General features: G+C 73.4%; 16 protein-coding genes and 1 pseudogene. 7 read left to right on the plus strand and 10 right to left on the minus strand.

Going from position 1 to position 17,579, the window contains the following annotated elements; translation table 11 throughout:
* Nucleotides 1-63: 63 nt before the first annotated feature.
* Together CP975_RS08465 and CP975_RS08470 are read right to left on the minus strand one after the other, a co-directional pair.
* Nucleotides 64-1,401: an SWIM zinc finger family protein gene (locus CP975_RS08465; protein ID WP_342787927.1), complete on the minus strand. Its 1,338-nt coding sequence runs from the start codon at nucleotides 1,399-1,401 to the stop codon at nucleotides 64-66.
* Nucleotides 1,398-4,580 carry a DEAD/DEAH box helicase gene (locus CP975_RS08470; protein WP_150477820.1) on the minus strand — a complete coding sequence of 1,061 codons (3,183 nt, stop codon included), beginning with the start codon at nucleotides 4,578-4,580 and terminating at the stop codon, nucleotides 1,398-1,400. Before CP975_RS08470 ends, CP975_RS08465 begins: the two co-directional genes overlap by 4 nt.
* 300 nt (nucleotides 4,581-4,880) lie before the next feature.
* Between CP975_RS08470 and CP975_RS08475 the strand changes: the two genes are divergently transcribed.
* The 5 genes from CP975_RS08475 to CP975_RS08495 all read left to right on the plus strand — a co-directional run bounded on the left by CP975_RS08475 (nucleotide 4,881) and on the right by CP975_RS08495 (nucleotide 9,200).
* On the plus strand, nucleotides 4,881-5,849 hold the full coding sequence (locus CP975_RS08475; protein WP_150476718.1) for a metallophosphoesterase family protein: 969 nt from the start codon (nucleotides 4,881-4,883) through the stop codon (nucleotides 5,847-5,849).
* 11 nt (nucleotides 5,850-5,860) lie between these two features.
* Nucleotides 5,861-7,147, plus strand: coding sequence for an MFS transporter (locus CP975_RS08480; RefSeq protein WP_150476719.1), 1,287 nt, complete (start codon nucleotides 5,861-5,863; stop codon nucleotides 7,145-7,147).
* The gene (locus CP975_RS08485; protein WP_055536390.1) at nucleotides 7,144-8,181 is read left to right on the plus strand and encodes a TolB-like translocation protein; all 1,038 of its coding nucleotides are present in this window, start codon (nucleotides 7,144-7,146) and stop codon (nucleotides 8,179-8,181) included. The genes CP975_RS08480 and CP975_RS08485 overlap by 4 nt, the downstream gene beginning before the upstream one ends.
* A gap of 123 nt (nucleotides 8,182-8,304) precedes the next feature.
* Nucleotides 8,305-8,730: a RidA family protein gene (locus CP975_RS08490; RefSeq protein WP_150476720.1), complete on the plus strand. Its 426-nt coding sequence runs from the start codon at nucleotides 8,305-8,307 to the stop codon at nucleotides 8,728-8,730.
* Nucleotides 8,730-9,200: a GNAT family N-acetyltransferase gene (locus CP975_RS08495; protein WP_150477821.1), complete on the plus strand. Its 471-nt coding sequence runs from the start codon at nucleotides 8,730-8,732 to the stop codon at nucleotides 9,198-9,200. Before CP975_RS08490 ends, CP975_RS08495 begins: the two co-directional genes overlap by 1 nt.
* 4 nt (nucleotides 9,201-9,204) lie before the next feature.
* Here the strand turns inward: CP975_RS08495 and CP975_RS08500 are convergent, their stop codons facing one another.
* The 6 genes and pseudogenes from CP975_RS08500 to CP975_RS36375 all read right to left on the minus strand — a co-directional run.
* Nucleotides 9,205-10,161, minus strand: coding sequence for a glycoside hydrolase family 6 protein (locus CP975_RS08500; protein ID WP_246201433.1), 957 nt, complete (start codon nucleotides 10,159-10,161; stop codon nucleotides 9,205-9,207).
* Nucleotides 10,162-10,405: 244 nt separating this feature from the next.
* The gene (locus CP975_RS08505; RefSeq protein ID WP_055533222.1) at nucleotides 10,406-11,596 is read right to left on the minus strand and encodes an MFS transporter; all 1,191 of its coding nucleotides are present in this window, start codon (nucleotides 11,594-11,596) and stop codon (nucleotides 10,406-10,408) included.
* Nucleotides 11,597-11,629: 33 nt separating this feature from the next.
* A complete protein-coding gene (locus CP975_RS08510; RefSeq protein ID WP_055533224.1) occupies nucleotides 11,630-12,352 on the minus strand; it encodes a uracil-DNA glycosylase in 723 nt (240 codons plus the stop codon).
* A 55-nt stretch (nucleotides 12,353-12,407) separates the two neighbouring features.
* Entirely contained in the window at nucleotides 12,408-13,868 is a 1,461-nt protein-coding gene (locus tag CP975_RS08515; protein ID WP_246201753.1) for a YfcC family protein, read from the minus strand.
* 86 nt (nucleotides 13,869-13,954) lie between these two features.
* A complete protein-coding gene (locus CP975_RS36370) occupies nucleotides 13,955-14,800 on the minus strand; it encodes a peptidase dimerization domain-containing protein (protein ID WP_342787929.1) in 846 nt (281 codons plus the stop codon).
* A 19-nt stretch (nucleotides 14,801-14,819) separates the two neighbouring features.
* Nucleotides 14,820-15,314: pseudogene (locus tag CP975_RS36375) on the minus strand (M20/M25/M40 family metallo-hydrolase); the annotation flags it as partial.
* 143 nt (nucleotides 15,315-15,457) lie between these two features.
* On the opposite strand from CP975_RS36375, the gene CP975_RS08525 reads away from it, so the two are divergent.
* Entirely contained in the window at nucleotides 15,458-15,925 is a 468-nt protein-coding gene (locus tag CP975_RS08525; protein ID WP_055533228.1) for an RNA-binding S4 domain-containing protein, read from the plus strand.
* A 314-nt stretch (nucleotides 15,926-16,239) separates the two neighbouring features.
* Here CP975_RS08525 and CP975_RS08535 read toward each other — a convergent pair whose 3' ends face one another.
* Nucleotides 16,240-16,677, minus strand: coding sequence for a DoxX family protein (locus CP975_RS08535; RefSeq protein WP_055533231.1), 438 nt, complete (start codon nucleotides 16,675-16,677; stop codon nucleotides 16,240-16,242).
* 178 nt (nucleotides 16,678-16,855) lie between these two features.
* On the opposite strand from CP975_RS08535, the gene CP975_RS08540 reads away from it, so the two are divergent.
* A complete protein-coding gene (locus tag CP975_RS08540) occupies nucleotides 16,856-17,116 on the plus strand; it encodes a DUF6343 family protein (protein WP_055533238.1) in 261 nt (86 codons plus the stop codon).
* 34 nt (nucleotides 17,117-17,150) lie between these two features.
* Here the strand turns inward: CP975_RS08540 and CP975_RS08545 are convergent, their stop codons facing one another.
* Entirely contained in the window at nucleotides 17,151-17,519 is a 369-nt protein-coding gene (locus tag CP975_RS08545) for a tetratricopeptide repeat protein (RefSeq protein ID WP_030793401.1), read from the minus strand.
* Nucleotides 17,520-17,579 lie beyond the last annotated feature (60 nt).

Raw genomic sequence — 17,579 nt, forward strand, 5'->3', positions numbered from 1 at the left:
GCGCTTCGCCCGGTGTTCTGCCCGGCGCTTTTCGCGGTGCCTCTCGCGGAGGCCGCACCTTCCTCACGCACCGAGCACCGCCGTCAGCGCCCCCACCACGTCCACGTCCGCCTCCCCCTCGGGCCACCAGTCCTCCGCGCCCGGCTCGCTGCGGTACGGGTACCAGCGGCCGTCGCGGCCGTAGCGGATCTGGAGGGATGCTTCCGCGTTCGTCAGGGTGTTGCGATGGATCGTCATGCGGGGGAGGTCCGCCCCGGCGAGGGAGCCGCGGGCCCGGTCGAAGGGGCCCGCCGGGGGGTCCCAGGGGGTTTCCAGGACCGCCAGGCCCTCCTCGCCGCCCTGGCGCCAGGCCGCGGCCGCCCGGGACAGGTCGGCGGGGGTGCGGCCCACCGAGCGGGCCAGCTCGGCGAAGGGGCGGCTGAAGGTGCGGCGGCCCGTGAGGCCGGGGTGGCAGGCCGCGAGGCGGACCGCGTCGTGCCAGGGGGACGCGGCGGTGAAGGGGTCCGCGCCGGTGGTGAGGAAGGCGTGGGCCCTCGCCGCCGCGTCCGTGACCAGGAATTCCAGGGAGGTCGGGTCCGGGGCTCCCGGCAGGGAGGGCAGCACGGGAGGCTCGCCGGGGTGGGCCGGGGGCGCCTGCGGGGGCGGCGGCGCCGGGCGGTACTCGGTGGCCAGGGCGTCCCGGGCGAGGGTGCCGGGGAGGGTGGGTCCGCGGGAGGTGTCGGGCGCGGGCGGGGCGGGCTGCTGCTCGGCCGCCGCCTTGTGCGCGTTGCGGCGGGACAGTTCGTCGAGGAGGTCCTGCTCCTCACCGCCGCGGAGCAGCAGCAGGACGAAGGGGTCGGCGTCCAGGAGGCGGGCCGTCTGATAGGCGAGGGCGGCCGCGTGTTTGCAGGGGTGGCCGCGGTCCGGGCAGGTGCAGGACGGCGCGAGTTCGCGGGCGCCCGGCAGGAGGGGGACGTCCGCGCGGGCCGCCGCGTCGGCGAGGGCGTGCGGCATGTCCTTGTCGAGCAGCGCCGCGATGTGCGCGGGGTCGGTGGCCACCGCGTCCAGGAAGCGGTCCCAGTGGTCGGGGAGCATCGTGCGCAGGCGGATCTCCGCGCGGTAGGGGCGGGGGCGGCTGCCGTGGACGTACGCGACGATGCGGCCCGGCGCGACGGTGATCGTGTCGACCGCGCCTTCGCGGGCGTACGCCCGGCCGCGCGCCAGGCGCCCCTGGTCCAGGGCGCTCTCCTCCAGTGCGCCGATCCAGGCGTTCCCCCACCAGGAGGCGGCGAAGGGCGCCTCGGGATCGGGGTGCGCCGGCAGGGCGGGGAAGACGCGGCCGCTGCCCATGCGGCTCGTCTCACTCATGCCGCTGGCCCGGCCCAGGCCTCCGCCGCCCAGGGCGCCACCGCGCGGGCTCACGCCGTCCTCCGCAGCGCCACCAGGTCCGCCAGCTCCGCGTCGGACAGCTCGGTGAGCGCGGATTCGCCGCCCTCGCCGAGCACCGCGTCCGCCAACGCCTTCTTCGCCGCGAGGAGTTCGGCGACGCGGTCCTCGACCGTGCCCTCCGTGACCAGGCGGTGCACCTGTACCGGCTGGGTCTGCCCGATGCGGTAGGCGCGGTCGGTGGCCTGTTCCTCGACGGCGGGGTTCCACCAGCGGTCGTAGTGGATGACGTGGCCCGCCCGGGTGAGGTTGAGGCCGGTGCCCGCCGCCTTCAGAGACAGCAGGAAGACGGGGACCTCGCCCGACTGGAAGCGGTCCACCATCTCCTCGCGCCGGGCGACCGGCGTCCCGCCGTGCAGCAGCTGGCAGGGGATGCCCCTGGACGACAGGTGGGTCTGGAGGAGGCGGCCCATCTCCACGTACTGCGTGAAGACCAGGACCGCGCCCGCGCTGTCCGACTCCGTGAGGATCGTGTCGAGGAGTTCGTCGAGAAGCTCCAGCTTGCCGGAGCGCGCCCGGCCCGACCGCGTCGTGAGCACGCCGTCCTTCAAGTACTGCGCGGGGTGGTTGCAGATCTGCTTCAGCGCCATGAGCAGCTTCATCACCAGGCCGCGGCGGGCGATGCCGTCCGAGGCCTCGATGCGGGCCAGCGTCTCGCGCACCACCGCCTCGTAGAGCGAAATCTGTTCGCGGGTGAGCGTGACGGGGTGGTCGGTCTCCGTCTTCGGCGGCAGTTCCGGCGCGATGCCCGGGTCGGACTTCTTGCGGCGCAGGAGGAAGGGGCGTACGAGACGGGCGAGGCGGGCCAGCGCCTCGTCGTTCGCGCCGGTCCCGCCGGGGTCGCCGCCCTCCACCAGGCGGGCGTGCCGGGCGCGGAACGCCTTCAGGGGGCCGAGCAGGCCGGGGGTCGTCCAGTCGAGCAGGGCCCACAGCTCGGAGAGGTTGTTCTCCACGGGGGTGCCGGTGAGGGCGACGCGGGCCGGGGAGGGGATCGTGCGCAGCGCCTTCGCCGTCGCCGCGTGCGGGTTCTTGACGTGCTGCGCCTCGTCGGCGACGACCAGCCCCCAGGTCCTGTCGGCCAGTTCGGGAGCGCTCGTACGCATCGTGGCGTATGTGGTGAGGACGAAGCCGCAGGTCAGGCCGTCGAGGCTGCGGGCCGGGCCGTGGAAGCGGCGCACCGGGACGCCCGGCGCGAACCGCTCGATCTCCCGCTGCCAGTTGCCGAGCAGCGATGCCGGGCAGACCACGAGCGTCGGCGCGGGGTGCGCCCGGTGGAGGTGGAGGGCGATCAGCGTGATCGTCTTGCCGAGGCCCATGTCGTCGGCGAGACAGCCGCCGAGGCCGAGCGAGGTCATGCGGTCCAGCCAGGCCAGGCCCCGCAGTTGGTAGTCGCGCAGGGTCGCGTGCAGTCCCGGCGGCTGGGCGATCGTGTCGAGGTCGTCCGTCACGCGCTCGCGCAGCTGTGCGAGCGCGCCGAGGGGCACGGCGGGCACCTGCTCGCCGTCGACCTCCGCCGTGCCGGTGAGCGCGACCGAGAGGGCGTCCACCGGGTCGAGCAGGCCGAGGTCGCGCTTGCGTGCCTTGCGTACGAGCGCGGGGTCGACCAGGACCCATTGGTCACGGAGGCGGACCACCGGGCGGTGCGCCTCCGCCAGCAGGTCGAGCTCCGCCTCGGTCAGCAGGTCGTCGGGCTGGTCGCCGAGCGCCAACTGCCAGCGGAATTGCAGGAGTTCCTCGGTCTTGAAGAAGTCGAAGTTGTCGGCTGCCGTGCCGGGGGCGGGGCGGACGACGGCCGTCGCGGTGAGGCCGCGGGTCAGCTCCCGCGGCCAGTGGACGGCCACTCCCGCCGCGCCGAGCCGGCCGGCGGCCGCGCCCAGCAGGTCGTACAGCTCGTCCTCGCTCAGCGGCAGCACGTCGGGGCGGGGCCGTTGCAGGAGCCGGGCGAGCGGGGGCCATACGCGGGCGGCGCGGCGGATGGCGAGCAGCGTGTCGACCTTGGCGCGCGGGCCGAAGTGGTCGGCGCCCGCCCAGAGCCCGGGCACGTCGGTCACCAGGGAGGGATCGGCGAGGCTGTGCACCTGCACGACGGCGGCCGCGGGGGTCGCCACGGCCGCGCGGGGCACCTCCTCCGGGGTGTCGCCCTCGCCTCCCGAGCCCGGCCCTTCCGCGTCGGGACCGGGCCTCCCTCCACGAGACCCCACCCCCGCCCCCGTCCCCTCCCCCACGTCGAACACCTCGTGGGTCCGCAGGTCGAGCCGCAAGGACACCCGCACCCCCGCGTCCATCCCGGCCGCGACCTCCGCGGCCCACTCCCGCGCGCCCGGCAGCCGCTGCGGCTCGCGCGCGGCGAAGGGGGCGCCGACGGCGTGCGGGGCGGCGGGGGTGCGGGGCAGCGCGTCCACCACGGCGTCCACGAAGGCTCTGACCAGGGCGACCGGCTCGGGCAGGAGCAGAGGCCCGCTTCCCGGCAGCGGTACGGCGTGCCCCTCGGCGGGCAGGGCGGCGGCGATGGCCCGCAACTGGGCGACGTCGGTCTCGTCCAGGGGGCCCGCACGCCACGCGTCGTGATCGCCCGCGGTGAGTCCGGGCAGCAGCCTGCCCCGGGCGGCCAGATGGAGTGCGTGCCGGGCGGCCGCGGCCCAGCAAGCGGCGGCGGGATGCGGGCGCGCGGCGCGCAACAGGAGCGGCACGGCGTCGGCGACCGGCAGGAACAGCGCGGGCACGGTTCGGGCGCGGGCGCCTTTGCCGTGCTTACGGGCGACGAGGAGGTCGCCCCGCGTGGGGTGGGGGCCGTCCGTGGCGAGGCCGCCTCGCATGCTGCCGGGGCCGTCCGCCGCGAGGCCGCCCCGCGCACCGCCGGGGCCATCCGCCGCGAGACCGCCTCGCGCACCGCCCGAGTCGCCCCGGCCGCCTCTCGAAAGCCCACCCGGCACACCCCCGCCGCCCGCGACACCCGCGCCGCCTGCCCCCAGCTCCCCCCGCACGATCCCGGCCGCCCCCGGAAGCTCTCCCCCGTCCGCCCGCCAGAAAGCGATCCGGCCCTCCCTCGGCACCTCCGCCGGAAGAAAGACGGCCGCGCAGGAACGTACGAGGAGAGCGCGCTCGGCCGCCACGGGCGCCACGGCCGTCGCCACCGACTCCGCCTCCACCGTCATCGCCCTCACCTCGCTCAGCCCCTGCTCGGCCTGCTCGCCCTGTTCGCCCTGCTCACGCCACCCGTCCCCCACGCTCGCCACCCTAGGCGAGACCACTGACAACGCGGCCCGGCACCCGCGCGCCCTGGCCCCCCAGCCCCTGCACCCCCGCGCCCCCGCACCCCCGCCCAAACCTTGACCACTAAGCACTGGAAGGAAACTTTCCTAACAATAATTGGCCCAAGTTCTTGACGCGAACATGCCCCATCGCCAGGATTCCCCGAGACGGCTCGGCACCCCCCACCAACCGAGGAGACGGACATGTCGCCCACCCCCCGCGCCATGAACCCCCGTACGCCCACCACCCGTGCACACAAGGCCCGTTGGGGCAACCCCGTCGCTGTGGGCTCCGCACTCGCCCTGGTCGGCGGCGTCCTGCTCTGGTCGCCCGCCGAGGAGGCCGACGCCTCCCCCGCCGCCGGGCCCAGGGCGGGCTTCACGGCGGTCGCCGCCGGTGACATCGCCGAGCAGTGCACCGCGAGCAGCAGCAGCTGCAAGCACCCCAAGACCGCGGCCCTGGTCAAGCAGATCAACCCGTCCTTCGTGATGACCATGGGCGACAACCAGTACGACGACGCCCGCCTGAAGGACTTCAAGAACTACTACGACAAGAGCTGGGGCGCCTTCAAGAGCAAGACCCGTCCCGTCCCCGGCAACCACGAGACCTACGACCCGGCCGGCTCGCTCGCGGGCTACAAGTCCTACTTCGGGTCCATCGCCTACCCCCGGGGCAAGAGCTACTACAGCTTCGACCAGGGCAACTGGCACTTCATCGCGCTCGACTCCAACAGCTTCGACGACGACGAGCAGATCGACTGGCTCAAGGCCGACCTGGCAGCCAACTCCAAGAAGTGCGTGGCCGCGTACTGGCACCACCCGCTCTTCTCCTCCGGCGGGCACGGCAACGACCCCGTCAGCCGTCCCGTCTGGAAGCTGCTGTACGCCAACAAGGCCGAGCTGGTCCTCAACGGCCACGACCACCACTACGAGCGGTTCGCTCCCCAGAACCCGGACGGCAGGGCCGACGCCAACGGCATCGTCGAGATCCTCGGCGGCATGGGCGGCGCGAACCCGTACGACATCGAGGAAGTGCAGCCCAACAGCCAGAAGCGGATCACCAAGAGCTTCGGCGTCGTCAAGCTGAACTTCACCGACACCGGGTTCTCCTGGAACCTCGTCGCCACGGACGGCTCGACGAAGGACACCAGCCCCTCCTACAGCTGCCGCTGAGACGAGCGGGCATGTATCTGGCCACCACCGATGCGGTCGCCAAGTCCTCAAAGAAGACGAAGAAGACGAAGAAGTCGGAGAAGACGGAGAAGTCCGAGGCACGACGCGGCCGCGTCGCCGGACCCGTCCTCGCGCTCGGCGCGGTCAGCCTGGTCACCGACATCTCCTCCGAGATGGTCACCGCCGTCCTCCCGCTCTACTTCGTCCTCCAGCTCGGTCTCACTCCCCTCCAGTTCGGGTTCCTCGACGGGCTCTACAACGGAGTCACGGCCCTGGTGCGGCTGGCCGGCGGATACGCGGCCGACCGCGGCGGGCGGCACAAGCTCGTCGCCGGTGGCGGTTACGCCCTCTCCACGCTCTCCCGGCTCGGACTGCTCCTCGCGGGCGGCGCCACCGCCGGGATCGGCGCCGCGCTCGCCGCCGACCGCGTCGGCAAGGGAGTGCGGACCGCGCCGCGTGACGCGCTGATCTCGCTGAGCGGCCCGCCCGACACGCTCGGCCGCGCCTTCGGCGTCCACCGGGCGATGGACACCACGGGGGCGCTCCTCGGACCGCTCGCCGCGTTCGCGCTGCTGTGGGCGACCGCGGACGCCTACGACGCGGTGTTCGTGGTGAGCTTCTGCTTCGGGCTGCTCGGGGTGCTGCTGCTGGTCCTGTTCGTGCCCGGCCGCCGGGAGCTATCGCCCCCGAAGCCTCGGGACCCGGCCGCGCGCCGCCCCGGGGCGCCCGCCCTGCTCCGCGTCCCCGCCTTCCGGCGCGTCCTGCTCGCCGCCTCGCTGCTCGGCGCGGCCACCATCGGCGACGCGTTCCTCTACCTCCTCCTGCAACGGCGGCTCGACTTCGCCGTGTCGTGGTTCCCGCTCCTGCCGCTCGGCGCCGCCGCCGTCTATCTGCTGCTCGCCGTTCCGGCGGGGCGGCTCGCCGACCGCGTCGGGCGCCGCGCGCCCTTCCTCGCCGGGCACGTGGCGCTCCTGTGCGGTTACGTCCTTCTGCTCGCGCCCACCGACGGCTGGCCGCTGCTCGTCGGCGTCCTGCTGCTCCTCGGCGTCTTCTACGCCGCCACCGACGGCGTCCTGATGGCCCTCGCCACGCCCGTGGTGCCCCGCGAGCGCCGGGCCCGCGGCATGGCCGTGCTCCAGACCGGACAGGCCCTCGCCCGGCTCCTCGCCGCCGCGGGGTTCGGCGCCGCCTGGACGCTGTGGGGCATCGGCACGGCGCTGACCTGCGCGGTCATCGCCCTGACGGTGGCCCTCGCGGGGGCGGCCGCACTGCTGCCCCGTACCGAAAGGACCCCATGACCCCGTCCGCCCCCACCGCGCCACGGTCGCTGCGCTCCCGGATCATCGCGGTCGCCGTGGCCGCCGCCGTCCTCGCGGGCGTCGCCGTCGCGTACACCCTGCACGCGGCCCGGCGCGCCCAGTCCGCCGACGCCGCGTCGGAGTTCGGGCTCGACCGAGGGCAGCTCTACTTCCGCGGCACCGAGGCGGGTGGCGCGGGCCGCGTCGCCCGCCTGCCCGCGCCCGGAGAGGCCACGCCCGGCAAGGCCGCTCACCAGGCAGCCCGCACCACTGGCGGCCCGTCCTGCGAACGCTTCTACGCCGCCGCCCGCACGGCTCTGTGCCTGCAACGCCGCTCCGGGATCCCGCCCAAGTCATACGCGGTGGTCCTCGACGAACGCCTGCGCGAGAAGCGCCGTATCGCGCTGACCGGCATCCCCAACCGGGCCCGCGTCTCCGCGTCGGGCCGGATGCTGTCCTGGACGATGTTCGCCACCGGCGACTCCTACGCGGGCTCCTCCTTCTCCACCCGCACCTCGATCCTGGACACCCGCACCGGCTATCTGATCAAGAACATGGAGGAGATCCCCCTCACCCTCGACGGCCGCCGGTACCACTCCCCGGACGTCAACTACTGGGGCGTGACGTTCGCCAGGGACGACAACCGCTTCTACGCGACCGTCTCCACCAAGGGCAGGACGTACCTCGTCCGCGGCGACATGAGGAAGTGGGCGGCGACCGCCCTGCGCACGAACGTCGAATGCCCCTCGCTCTCCCCCGACAACACCCGCCTCGCCTTCAAGAAGCGCGTGCGGGAAGGGACCCGGGACCCGTGGCGGCTGTACGTCCTGGACCTCCGGACGATGCGCGAACACCCGCTCGCCGAGCGGCGGAACGTCGACGACCAGGCCGCCTGGCTGGACGACGGCACCCTCGCGTACGCCCTGCCGGGTGCGGACGGCCGCAGGTCGGACATCTGGTCGACCCCCGCCGACGGGTCGGGCAAGCCCGTTCTGCGCGTGCGGGGCGGAAGTTCACCGGCGGCGGTGGGCTGAGCCACCCCGCCGAACCACCCCGCTGAACCACCCAGCCGAGGCGCGCCGGGCCGGACGCGTACGAAATTCGGACGTGTACGAAATTCGGATGCGTACGCGTCCGGGGCCCCGCATGATCACCCCATGACCACCCCGGAACGCATCGTCGTCCCCACCCTCTTCCCGCCTCCCGGATACGCCCACGCGGCCGTCGTCGAAGCGGGCACCCGTCTCGCCTTCATGGCGGGTTCCGTCCCGCTCGACGCCGAGGGGAACCTCGTCGGGGAGGGGGACGTCACCCGCCAGACCGAGCAGGTCGTCGCCAACCTCGAAGAGGCCCTGCGGGCGGTGGGCAGCGATCTGTCGCAGGTGGTGGCCAGCACGGTGTACGTCGTCGCCGACGAGCCGCCCGTTCTCACCGAGGCCTGGGAGGTCGTCCGCGCCTCCCGGCTGCACGCGGGCCCGCACACCTCGACGCTGCTCGGCACCACGTGCCTCGGTTACCCCGGCCAGCTCGTGGAGATCACCGCCACCGCCACCGTCCCCCACCTCCCCCCGGAGAACTCGTGATCCCCGCCCCGGTCGACCCGCCCTCGGTCGATCTGCGCCCGGCCGCCGAGGCCGACGGGACCGCCGTCGCCGACGTCTACCTGCGCTCGTACGACGCCGCGCTGCCGACCGTGCGGCGGGCCCACTCCGACGTCGAGGTGCGGGAGTTCTTCCAGTACGTCGTCGTGCCGCGCGGCGGTACGTGGATCGCGGAGGCGGCGGGCGAGACGGTCGGCATGATGGTCCTCGACGGCGACGAGCTGAGCCAGCTCTACCTCAACCCGCGGTGGCGGGGGCGCGGCATCGGCGACCGGTTCGTCGCCCTGGCCAAGGAGCGCAGCCCCGAGGGGCTCCGGCTCTGGACGTTCCAGGTCAACGCCCCGGCGCAGCGGTTCTACGCGCGCCATGGCTTCACGGAGGCCGAGCGGACGGACGGCTCGGGCAACGAGGAGCGAGAGCCCGACATCCACTACGTCTGGCAGCCCGCCTAGCCCCTCAGGGCCGGTCCGGGGTCCGTTGCGCGAGGCCCAGGGCGTACTGCGGCCACCACCGCCCGGCCCGCGGCCCGCCCCGGCACGTGCCGTCGGACTCGCCCGGCCGCTTGATCCACAGGTAGGCGTCGAGCGCGGGATCGCCCGTGTCAGTGGTGGACGGGGTGCCGAGGGCGCGGCCGGGCGGATTGCACCAGGACTCGTCGCCGTCGTAGGGACCGTTGCCGTTGCGGCTGCTGTCGATGACGAAGTGCTTGCCGCCGCCGAGCGCGTCGGCGAGCCGGTGTCCGTACTCCAGACTGTCCTCGTTCGTATGGAAGTTGGATACGTTCAGGGCGAAGCCGTCGGCCGTGTCGATCCCGGCGCTGCGCAGCGGCGCGACCAAGCGCTGCTCCTCGGGGATCCACCCGGCGTTGCCCGCGTCGAGGTACACCTTCGTGTTCGGCCGGCTCTTGAGGCGCTCGACGGCGTGGGCGAGGAGTTCGTAGCGCTCGGCGGCGTCCGCTCCCTCGCAGCCCGCCACCATGTGCGCGACGGCGTCCGGTTCCACGATGACGTACGCGTCCGTGGCGCCGAGCCCCGAGGCGAAGTCGTCGATCCACTGGCGGTAGTGCGCGGCGTCGAGGGCGCCGCCGGACGAGTACGCGCCGCAGTCGCGGTACGGGATGAAGTAGGCGACGAACACCGGGGTGCGTTCCGCCATCGCCGCCGCCCCCACATGGGCCCGCACGACGGCCCCGGGCCCGTCCTCGTTGAGCCACACGGCCTGGGGCCGCTGCGCGATGCGGTCGATGATCCTGGCGTCGCCGAGGCGTCCCTCCGCCCGCCACTCGGCGGCCTGCCGGGCGGCGGCGCTGTCCGGGTCGACCCAGAAGAGAGGGGCGGACCCGGGGGCGGCCCCGGCCGCGGCCGTACCGCCGGTGGCGGCCGCGCCGAGGAGGAGGACGGCGGTGAGGACCACCCGGGAGAGCGGGAATCGAGGCCGGGGACGGGCGCGGCGAGAGGGCGACTGGGACACCGGGCGGCTCCAGATGCTCGGCGCCGGACCTGCCCGGCGCGTTCCCCGGAGTCTGCGGCGACCGCGCCCGCGACGGCAGCCAGAACCCCATCAGAGCGTGGGAAAACCACCCTCGCGGCGGCGTGTCCCGTACACACCGGCCTGCCCAGAGGGGCACCGGCCCGGCCGGAGGAGCGTCGGCCGGCTCTCAGGCCGCCTTCGTGTTCCGCATCCTCCCGTACGCGTACACGCAGCCCGCCAGCGCCAGGTCCGACAGCAGCATGAAGCCGATCGAGTACGAGTCCTTGGCACTGTAGATGGCACCCATGACCAGCGGCGGGACGAACCCGCCGAGGCCGCCCACCGCGCCGACGATGCCCGTGACCGAGCCGACCTGCGGCTGCGGGGTGACCTGGGAGACGAGGGCGAAGACGCTGCCGCTCGCGGTGCCGAGGCCCGCCGCCATGGCGAGGAAGCAGATGGTGCCCATCGGGTACAGCGTCGGGTCGAAGGCCTGCATGACGGCGAAGAGCGCGACGACGGCGAGCGCGTAGGAGGTGACCGTGGCCGGGTGGAGCCGGTCGGAGAGCCAGCCGCCGATGGGCCTGAAGACGACGGTGACGAGCGCGAATCCGGCCGCTTTGGTGCCGGCTTCGGTGGGTGAGAGGTCGTACCAGGTCTTGAGGTACGTGGGCAGGTACACGCCGAAGGCGACGATCCCGCCGAAGCCGATCGCGTACAGCGCCGACAGTTCCCAGGTGACCCGCAGCCGCCCGGCCCGGCCGAGCCGGGTGGTGAGCGCGCTGGTGGGCACGGGCCGGTCCGGGCGGTCGGTGATCAGGACCGCGGCGAGCACCGCGAAGGCGGCCAGCGCGATCGCCACGACGATGAAGGGCAGGTTGTCGCCGTGGTCGGCGATGCGGGGCGTGAAGTAGCCGGAGAGCGCCACGCCGCCCATGCCCATGCCGAAGACGCCGAGCGCGAAGCCTCTGCGGGCGGGCGGGAACCAGGAGTTGACCAGGGGGATGCCGATGGCGAACGTCGTACCGCCGAGCCCCAGCAGGAAGCCGACGGCGAGCATCGCGGCGTAACTGTTCCTGGCGGGGATGATCAGCAGCACCGGGACGATGGTGAACGCCGAGACCAGGGGGAACATCAGCCGGGCGCCGTAGCGGTCGGTGAGCGCGCCGACGGGGACGCGGCCCAGCGAGCCGACGATCACCGGCACGGCGACCAGGAGCGACTGTTCGAAGGAGCTGAGCCCGAGCCGGTCCTTGAAGTCGCTGCCGAGCGGCGCCACCAGGTCCCAGGCCCAGAAGGTGAGCGTGAACCCGACCGTGGCGACGGCCAGATTGCGGTAGGCGGCGGCAGAGGGCTTGGCTGCGCGAGTGTCGTCCACGTCCTCACGCTAGGGATCACCGTGCGGCGCGACTCACTCTGCTGGGCCATTCGGGTGCAGCCCCGCCTCCGCGGCGGCCGTGCGCAGCACGTTCCGCAGCATCCCGGGGGTCAGCCGTCCCGTGAACGTGTTGCGCTGGCTGACGTGGAAGCAGCCGAAGACGTCGAGTCCCTTGCCTTCGGGGCCGCCCGGCAGGACCACGTGCGCCCCGTGCCCGAACGCCGGGCGCGGCTTCGGCACCTGCCATCCCGCCGCCGAGAAGGCGGGCAGCGCGGCCTGCCAGCCGAAGCCGCCGAGCACGATGACCGCCTTGAGCGTCGGGGCGAGCAGTTTCAGCTCGCTCACCAGCCAGGGGCGGCAGGTGTCGCGCTCCTCCGTGGTGGGCTTGTTGGCGGGCGGGGCGCAGTGCACGGGTGAGGTGATGCGGGTGCCGTACAGGGTCAGCCCGTCGTCGGCGCTCTCGGCGGTGGGGCGCGAGGCGAGACCGACGTCGTACAGCGCCGGGTAGAGGAACTCGCCCGAGCGGTCGCCGGTGAACATCCGCCCCGTGCGGTTGGCGCCGTGCGCGGCGGGCGCGAGGCCGATGATCAGCAGCGAGGCGTCGTGCGGGCCGAAGCCGGGCACCGGGCGCCCCCAGTACGTCCAGTCCTCGAAGGCGGCGCGCTTGGTGCGCGCGACCTCCTCGCGCCAGTCGACCAGGCGGGGGCAGGCGCGGCAGCCGGTGATCCGCTCGTCCAGTTCGCTGAGGCCGTCCATGCCTCCACCGTACGTAACGTACGTTCTTCCGAGCCGACGCCCCACCCCCGTCCCCTCAGGTCAGCAGCGCCCCCAGCGCCACGAACCCGCAGATCAGCAGGAACAGCACGGCGAGCAGCGGCCACACGAACCGCAGGTACCTGTCGTAGCCGACCTTCGCCAGCGCCACGCCGCCGATGGTGACCGCGGTGGTCGGCACCCACAGGTTCATCCAGCCGCTGGCCGCCTGCCAGGCCGTCACGACGACCGCGCGCGGGACGCCGGCGAAGTCGGCGAGCGGGGCGAGGATCGGCATGGCGAGCGTGGCGTGGCCGGAGGTGGAGGGGATCAGGAAGGCGAGTGGGAGGTTCACGACGAAGACGATGACCGCGAACAGCCCCGAGGACGTGCCCTTGACCACGCCCTCGATGGAGTGGAGCACCGTGTCGGTGATCTTCGAGTTGTTCATGATCGTCGTGACGCCGCGGGCCAGCAGGATGACCAGCGCGGGCGAGACGAAGTCGGCCGCGCCCTGGATGATCGTCGAGCTGAGCCGCTGCTCCCCCATCCGCGCGACGAGCCCGATGAGGACGGCCGCGCAGAGGAACAGGGCCGCCAACTGCGGGAACGACCAGCCGAGTTCGAAGCCGTACGGGGTGGCGTCGGCGTCGCCGGTGAGCGCGCTCGACCAGGGCACCACCGAGAAGATCATGAAGGCGAAGACGAGCGCCGTCGCGACGAGCACGGTCTTGTGCAGCCGGGTCAGCTCCGGCACCTCGCTCGCGGCGGCCGCGGCCCGCTCGCGGTCCCGGTCGCCCGGCAGGAACCCCGACAGGGAGCGCTCGGGGTCGCGCTGGACCCGCCTGGCGTAGCGGATGACGTACGCCACCGTGACCGCGGTCAGGACGATCCACATGGCGAAGCGCAGCACGATGCCGTCACCGAGGGAGATGTCGGCGGCGGAGGAGGCCACGCCCGTCGCGAAGGGGTTCACGGTCGAGCACAGCACGCCGACGCCCGCGCCGAGGATGATGGCGCCGACGGCGGTCATGCGGTCGTAGCCGAGGGCGAGCATCAGCGGCACGATCAGCCCGTAGAAGCCGAGCGTCTCCTCGGCGAAGCCCTCGACGGTGCCGAGGACGGAGAAGACGACCATGATCCCGGCGATGAGCAGCGCGCCGCGCTCCCGCAGCCGGTGCGCGAGCCGCCCGATGCCCCGGTCCAGCGCCCCGGTCGCGAAGACCACGGTGATGAAGGCGCCGATGGCGAGCACGAACAGGAAGACGCCCGCGCTGCCGTACAGCGAGCCCACGTTGTCGGGCGCGACGAACGAGGTCTTCTCGTCCTGGATGCCGTAGAGGCCGTTGACGGGCGCCAGGAACAGGTCGTTGAGGCGGTCGACGAAGGACTGTCCGGAGTCGACGCGGTGGTAGGTGCCCTCGACGGGGGCACCGGAGTCGCTCCGGTCGTACTGTCCGGAGGGGATGAGGAAGGCGAGCAGCCAGACGGCGACGGTGACGACGGCGAGGACCGTCAGCGCACTGGGAAAGGTGAACTTCCGCTTCCCCCGGTCCCCGGAGGGGCCTTCGGCCGGGTCCCCGCCGACCGATGTTCCGGTGGCACTCACGCCGCACCGCCTTCGATCTGGAAGCCGGCCGCGTACTCCCGTACGAAGGCGCACAGGGCCACGACCGTGTTGCGCAGTTCGGAGAGGAGGACCCGCTCGTTCGGAGCGTGCAGATTGCACATGCCGTCCTGGGCGCCGAAGAGCAGCACCTCCGCTTCGGGCACCGCCTCGGCGAGGCCGTTGACGAGCGGGATCGAGCCGCCGGTCGCGACGTACGAGGCGTCCGTCCCCCAGGCCTCCTTGAGCGCGGTGAGCGCGGCGCGGTAGGCGGGCCCGCCGGTGGCGGCCTCGTAACCGGGCCCGGTGTCGCCCGGCGTGACGGTGAGCGGGACACCGAAGGGCTTGAGCGAGCGCAGGTGCTCAACCAGCCTGGCCTGCGCCTCCTTCGGATCCTGCCGGGGATGGAACCGCAGGTTCAGCTTGGCGCGGGCGTACGGCACGACGGCGGACGCGGCGTGCTCGACGCTCGGCGCGTCCAGGCCGATCACGGTGATCGCGGGCCCGCTCCACAGCCGCTCGCCGAGACTGCCGCTGCCGATCAGCGGCACGCCCTCGCACACACCCGCCAGCGAACGGAACTCCTCCTCCGTGTACGTCGTTCCGCTCCAGCCCTCGCGTCGCAGCCCCTCGACCGCGACGTCCCCGTGCACGTCGTGGAGGGTGCCCAGCGCCTTGAGCAGCACGAGCAGCGCGTCGGGCGCGGCGCCGCCGAACGCGCCGCTGTGGCGCGGCTCGTCGAGGGTGCGGACCTCGACCACCACCTCGCAGGCGCCGCGCAGTCCGGTGGTGAGGGTGGGGGGTCCCGGGGCGGAGGTTGCCGAGGTCGGCGATGACCATGGCATCGCAGGCGAACCGCTCCGGGTCGGTGGGCGGGTAGCCGTCGAAGGCGCTGCCGTACTCCTCCTGCCCCTCGACGACGATCTTGACGCCGACCGGTGGGCGTCCCCCGAAGGCCCGCACCATCCCGAGGTGCGCGATGACGTTGCTCTTGTCGTCCGCGATGCCCCGGGCGCGCAGGCCGCCGTCGACGGGGGTCGGCTCGAAGGGCGGCGACCTCCACAGCGACTCGTCGCCCGGCGGCTGCACGTCGTAGTGGCCGTAGAGCAGGACGGTCGGCGCGCCGGTCACCGGGGCCGGGATCTCGCCGTAGACCACGGGGGCGGTGTCCGGCAGGTCGAGTCGCTCGACGCGCGGGACCCCGGCGTCGCGCAGCAGTTTGGCCACCAGGTCGTGGGCCTGTTCGACCGGCTCGGCCGGGAAGCCGGGGAAGGCGATCGAGGGGATCGCGGCGAGCCGTTCGAGGTCGGCCCGCAACCCGTCCATCAGGCCGTCGACGGTGGTTTCGAAAGACGTCATGGGCAGCACCCCTGGGAGTCGTACGACACGAGTGAACCGGTTTGTTGCGATAGGTCCGGATTATCGACGGCCGGGGTCAGCGGTTTCCGGACGGCTCGCCGGGGGCCGGGCATGCCGCGCCGGGGCCGGACTATGGTCGGGGCATGGCTTCGGAGACTTCAGGAGGCGGCACGGGCCGCACGCCGGACAGCGCGGCGGACAGCTCGCCGGGCAGCGCGGGGGGCGGCGCCGCCGCGGGCGGGGGCTCGGTGCGTGTCGACAGCTGGATCTGGTCGGTCCGCCTCGTCAAGACCCGCTCGACGGGCGCCGCGGCCTGCAAGGGCGGACATGTGCGGGTCAACGGCGAGCGCGTCAAACCCGCGTACGGCGTGCGCGTGGGCGACGAGGTGCGCCTGCGGCAGCCGGGCGGCCGGGAGCGGATCGTGATCGTCAAACGCGTCATCCGCAAGCGTGTGGGCGCGCCGGTCGCCGCCGAGGCGTACGTCGACAACAGCCCGCCGCCCCCACCGCGCGAGGCCGTGGCCCCGGCGGGCATCCGCGACCGCGGCACGGGCCGCCCCACGAAGAGGGACCGCCGCGAGATGGAACGCCTGCGGGGCGTGGAGGGCTAGGGCGTGTCCGCAAAGTCCCGCCTGCGCCGCGACGCCCGGCACGCACTCTCGCCGCATCGGCCGAAAGCCCAAGTACACCCAGTACGAGGGCATCCGGCCGCCACGCCGAGAGCACGCACCGGACGCCGCGACGCCCGCCCTGCGGGCGAACGACGGAACTTTACGGACACGCCCTAGGGCGCCTGGTCCCGCGGGGAGCCAGGTGGGCCGGGACCGCGGCGAGGCCCCGGCAACACACCGTGGGATACGGCGTGTTGCCGGGGCCTTGGGACCGACCATGCCGGGGCCTTGGTTCCCTGCCGGAGCCTTGGGGCCTACCCCCGGAGGCGGGCGATCAGCTTCGTCGTCTCGTCGCGCCGCGCCCACGCGATCCACGCCAGCGGCAGGATCACGACCAGCGGCGTCGCCGCGTTCTCCCCGCCGAACGACGTGAGCGTCACGATGAACGCGCCGATCATCAGGCCGATGAACGCCGTCGCGGCGACCGAGGACAGCAGCGGGATCAACAGCGCGATACCGCCGAGCAGTTCCAGCGCGCCGATGGTGTACATGCCGGGCGCGCCCCAGCCGAGCTTGTCGAAGGACTCGACGGCGGTGGGGTGCGCGATCAGCTTCGGCACACCGCTCGCGACACCGAAGAACACGGCGAGCAGCACCTGCACGGTGCGCAGCGCGATGCGGGCGCCGCGGCCACGGGGGGCGGTGCGGGCGGTGGTGGTGGCTGCGGCGATGGTGGCAGCGGGGGCGGTCACGGTTTCTCCTCGGTGAGCGGTCGGGCGGGGCCGCCGCCTCGGGGGGCTTCGGCTTGCCGCGCTGCTGTGCTGCTGTGCTGCTGTGCTGTCACCGATATAGACAGGTGCACGCCAGGAAATTCATCGCGCCGGACCCGACATCTTCTATCGTGAGAAGAGGAGATGACTTCCGATGATGATGCGTACAGGCAGTGAACCACTGACCGCGCGCAGTCCTCTGCGGATGCGCTTCTGGTTCAGCGTGTGGGGCCTCGCCTGGGCCGCCCTCGGCACGGCCGCGTTCGCGCTCACCGGGCGGACGGGCTGGTCGGTGGCGTGCGGGGTGCTGCTGGTGGTGGTCGCGGCCGACCTGGCGTGGGTGGTGCACCGCATGCGGCAGGGCCCGCACTACCAGCCGGGCCGGGACATCCCGCCGTACGATCCGCCGGACGCCCCCTGACCCCACGGGCAGCCGGCCCCGGCCCCGGGAGGGGTCAGTCGTCCTTGTCGAAGCGGGCCGCCGCCACGTACTCGGGCTGTGGGTCGAGGGCCGCCGCGAGGCGGAAGTGGCGCCGTGCCTGCTCGGGCCGCGCGCCGCGCTCGTAGGTACGGGCGAGGGCGAAGTGCGCGAACGCGTTGTCCGGCTCGCGCTCCAGGACGATGCTGAACTCCAGCTCGGCGGCGCGCAGTTGCGCGGCGGCGAAGAAGGCGCGCGCCCGCAGCAGCCGGGCCGCGGTGTTCTCGGGGTGGGCGGCGATGACCGTGTCGAGGAGCTTCACCGCGCCGCGGGGATCCCGCGCGGCAAGGAGCTGCTCCGCCGCACGGAAGTCGATGACATGGGTCTCCGGGGTTATTTCGGGCACGCTGGACTCCTTCCCTCGCTCCCCTGGGTCAACGCCCGTCGCGGCCGTCCCTATTCCACG

The sequence above is a fragment of the Streptomyces alboniger genome, from assembly GCF_008704395.1.
Taxonomy (GTDB): domain Bacteria; phylum Actinomycetota; class Actinomycetes; order Streptomycetales; family Streptomycetaceae; genus Streptomyces; species Streptomyces alboniger.

Coding starts and splice junctions, on each gene's coding strand:
- CP975_RS08470 (WP_150477820.1), bottom strand. CDS start 4,580: ATGACGGTGGAGGCGGAGTCGGTGGCGACGGCCGTGGCGCCCGTGGCG.
- CP975_RS08475 (WP_150476718.1), top strand. CDS start 4,881: ATGTCGCCCACCCCCCGCGCCATGAACCCCCGTACGCCCACCACCCGT.
- CP975_RS08480 (WP_150476719.1), top strand. CDS start 5,861: ATGTATCTGGCCACCACCGATGCGGTCGCCAAGTCCTCAAAGAAGACG.
- CP975_RS08485 (WP_055536390.1), top strand. CDS start 7,144: ATGACCCCGTCCGCCCCCACCGCGCCACGGTCGCTGCGCTCCCGGATC.
- CP975_RS08490 (WP_150476720.1), top strand. CDS start 8,305: ATGACCACCCCGGAACGCATCGTCGTCCCCACCCTCTTCCCGCCTCCC.
- CP975_RS08510 (WP_055533224.1), bottom strand. CDS start 12,352: ATGGACGGCCTCAGCGAACTGGACGAGCGGATCACCGGCTGCCGCGCC.
- CP975_RS36370 (WP_342787929.1), bottom strand. CDS start 14,800: ATGCCATGGTCATCGCCGACCTCGGCAACCTCCGCCCCGGGACCCCCC.
- CP975_RS08525 (WP_055533228.1), top strand. CDS start 15,458: ATGGCTTCGGAGACTTCAGGAGGCGGCACGGGCCGCACGCCGGACAGC.
- CP975_RS08540 (WP_055533238.1), top strand. CDS start 16,856: ATGCGTACAGGCAGTGAACCACTGACCGCGCGCAGTCCTCTGCGGATG.